Source organism: Ferrovum myxofaciens (assembly GCF_000735045.1).
In the GTDB taxonomy this organism is placed as follows: Bacteria; Pseudomonadota; Gammaproteobacteria; order Burkholderiales; family Ferrovaceae; genus Ferrovum; species Ferrovum myxofaciens.
Genome location: NZ_JPOQ01000112.1, coordinates 1 through 3143, shown reverse-complemented (window position 1 = coordinate 3143; position 3143 = coordinate 1). Strand labels below are relative to the sequence as shown.

At 59.4% G+C, this 3143-nt stretch carries 4 protein-coding genes; 1 reads left to right on the top strand and 3 read right to left on the bottom strand.

Annotated features, from left to right (window positions below):
• Positions 1 to 85: 85 nt before the first annotated feature.
• From IV91_RS0111270 to IV91_RS0111255, 3 genes are all read right to left on the bottom strand, one after another.
• Entirely contained in the window at positions 86 to 505 is a 420-nt protein-coding gene (locus IV91_RS0111270; protein ID WP_031598436.1) for an AAA family ATPase, read from the bottom strand.
• A gap of 128 nt (positions 506 to 633) precedes the next feature.
• Positions 634 to 1656, bottom strand: a complete 1023-nt coding sequence (locus IV91_RS0111260) for a nucleotidyl transferase AbiEii/AbiGii toxin family protein (RefSeq protein WP_031598435.1) — start codon at positions 1654 to 1656, stop codon at positions 634 to 636.
• Positions 1649 to 2245 carry a DUF6088 family protein gene (locus IV91_RS0111255; RefSeq protein WP_031598434.1) on the bottom strand — a complete coding sequence of 199 codons (597 nt, stop codon included), beginning with the start codon at positions 2243 to 2245 and terminating at the stop codon, positions 1649 to 1651. The genes IV91_RS0111260 and IV91_RS0111255 overlap by 8 nt, the downstream gene beginning before the upstream one ends.
• A 249-nt stretch (positions 2246 to 2494) precedes the next feature.
• On the opposite strand from IV91_RS0111255, the gene IV91_RS15940 reads away from it, so the two are divergent.
• Positions 2495 to 3022 carry a hypothetical protein gene (locus IV91_RS15940; RefSeq protein WP_233418451.1) on the top strand — a complete coding sequence of 176 codons (528 nt, stop codon included), beginning with the start codon at positions 2495 to 2497 and terminating at the stop codon, positions 3020 to 3022.
• Positions 3023 to 3143: the final 121 nt, after the last annotated feature.

Genomic DNA, 3143 nt, shown 5'->3' with positions numbered 1-3143 from the left:
GCCTGCTGTGGCGAATTCTCCTGCTACGCTTGGTTTCCATACCTGCTCTCCTGTGTCACAATCTGAAGAGGAGTATGCAGAAAAATTATCCGGGAAAATACAACGCCGCTGGCTTACCGCTTACGCGAAGACGAACACCGATGCTTGTTCCGTTCCAGTCGAGTGTCGGCAGTAGTTTTTGAACGTAGTGCAGTTCGTGCGTCGGTACGTTGAGCCACACATCCAGAAAGGGAAGGAAGTTGTTCCAATCAAGCAAGTCCACGGGATCGCCACTTGCTACCGCCTCACACTGTGCTGCGGCGGCATCAATCTTCGCCCAGTGCGTTAGGGTGAAATCGTTGATGGAGAAGTCAGACCGGTCGACGAGAAACCGGCGCAGCGCCACCATGGCCGATGTTTTCCCGCTGTTGTTAGCTCCAACGAAAACGGTGTTCGTCTCTGAGAAGTCGATGCGGACGTCCTTGAGTTTCCGAAAATTGCTGACCTCGATGTGCTGAATGTGCATTCACTTGCCCCCTATTAGGCGACCGTAATTCTGGGACCAGTCGATTATTCCAGCCATACGGCCTCCTTTGATCCTCTCCGTCCAGGCAGTGTGCCCCGCAGAGATTCTCATCTCATGTCAATTGAATTTCATTGTGGTGGTTGCTTTGCATTGGCTTTCTGCTGAATTGCTCGGCATCGCTCCAGCAGAGCGTCGAAAGGTTCGGCATCATCGAGAAACAAACCGTCATCGACCATGTGCTGATAGTCGGCAGCCAATTTGGCCAATGCGCCGTCATCAGGCACAAGCTGGAGTCCGCCTGCGATGGCAACGTGATAGTCGATGACCTCGCCATGCGTATTCTTTTCTGCAAAGAACACGCTCTTGTGTTCGGCAACTGCGCGGGCGAGGGCTTTGTCCGCGATGGCTGCGTCGGCGAAGCCGGCGGCATCCAGTCTTGTCACGTCGTGCCAGTGACGCGCGAAGCGGTCACCACCCCGGAACTCGCCTTGCGTGCAGAAGACGTGAATCGCCGTGGCTTTCTCCCAGAAGGTGCGCTCGGCGCGCATGACCTGCGGTGTGGCGGTCGGAAACTCCACCCCTTGCAGATACGTGGCCGCGTCGCAGCGGATAGCACGTGGTCCGCTGGGCTCGCCGGTCGAGCGGGCACCGAACTCCAACATGACGGCGGGCGCGACATAACCGGTGCCGGTGGCCAGCGGTGCGTAGTCGATGAACACTTTGTCGCCCTCGGCCCGCACGGTTGCCGGTAGGCTATATTGCTCAAGGTCGTGCTTGAGACGTGGCACGATCTCGGCGCTGACCCAGTCCGACAGGCGCGCACGAATCTCCTTGCTCCACTTCTTCTCCTGGCTCTTGCTGGCCGGCAGCGGGGCATCCGCATCGCCCACCAGATCGCCGGCGATGGCGCGGATGTCATAGGTCAGGTCCACGTCTTCGGAGAAGCGCCGGATGACGCCGTAGGCCTTTGACAAGGAAGTGCCGCCCTTGAATACCAGGTGGTCAGCGTAGGGGCCGGCAAAGAGGTGCCGCAGCGACCAGACCACCCAGATGTCTTTTTCCAGCAGATGGGGCAGGAGGCCCGATGTGTTGGCTGCCGCGTCGAGCGCGTCCAGGCGTTCGGTGGTGGAGAGTTGGAAGAACTCAGCCATGGGTCACCAGGGCGCTGACCTCTTGGGCCATCCACGTTGGCAGGCGCGACCGCGCCGACACAACTTCTTTCAGCTCCGACGGCGGCAGCTTGGCGCGCAGCTTCCGGATCGCTTCCCCGGCTTTTTCCGGGCCCAGCCAAGCCAGTGCCCGCACTACTTCGCCGGCGGCCCGCCCAGGAAAGATGAGTTGCCAGATCGGCGCGTGCCGGAACTCGACCATCTGCGCGCCCAATTTCAAGCGGCGACTGGGGCCGGACGTGAGATAGACCGCACGCATCGGCACCTGCGTGGTCAGGCCCAGCGCGTTGGCGGCGGCGGCGCCGTGCGACACGATGGTTTCCCCACGCTGGTTCGCCAAGCCCTCGACCATCTTGACGGCCGAAGGCGCACGGGTGCCAAAGCGACTCTCGACGGGCAGGACATAGATGCCGCGGCCAGCGCGCAGCAGGGCGCCGCGCTGCACCAGGCGGGACAACACTTGGTCTACGGCTGCGCGACTGCCCAGGTGCAACAGTTCTTTGGCGACCAAAGGGGTGCCCTCCGGCAATCCGGCGGCGTGCTCCAGAACTTGTTTGGCGAGGGTCTGCATGGCGATATCTCCTGACTGATAGAATTATGAGGCTACTTCTGACACTTTGCAAGTCCTACGGCTTGCGCGGGGCAGACGGGCGCAACGAGTGCCCTCCTTGCGTGTATCGGGATTGAAGTACAAGAATTGCCACGGGTAGAGTAAGGGCACTTATGGCCGCCTTCTGAACAGCATAGCGAACACTGCATGTTGCCAGCACCTGTTATTATGTGCAGAATGCTAATATATTTTGCGTTGTCAGCAACCAGAATGTCTGAAATCACCGCCATTCAATTCACGCAGGACCAAACTCGCACGCTCACAGGCGTGTCGGTTGAGACTGTGCGCCATTGGCGAAAGGCCATTCCCTATCTGTCTTCCAAGACAGGCAAGGTCGCGCGGTTCACCTTTGCCGACCTGTTGGGGTTGGCCGTCACACACGAACTGGTGAATTCGTTTGGCGTTCACATTGCCACCCTGAGCGCGGGCGTCGATTCGCTCTTTCGATTGCTAGCCGCCAGCGGCCCGGCTTCGCTTGATGGTGCCATTGTGTTCATCACATCGATCGAGGCGACCTTGTACGAAGGAGGCGTCGAGGGTGCCGGCCAAGCCCGCGCTGATGATTCCGTTGGCACCGTTGATTGCCAAAATCCAACGGCACATGCTTCCCGTAATGCCCGCCTCAAATCAGACGACGTTGCCGTTTCCCCCAGAAGCCATTCGGAGCAGGGCGTGAGCGCTGCAACGCTTCAGCAGGTGCTGGCGGCCACGGGTTATCTCCCGGATGGACAGCCGTAAGCGGTAAGCCAGCGGCGTTGTATTTTCCCGGATAATTTTTCTGCATACTCCTCTTCAGATTGTGACACAGGAGAGCAGGTATGGAAACCAAGCGTAGCAGGAGAATTCGCCACAGCAGGCA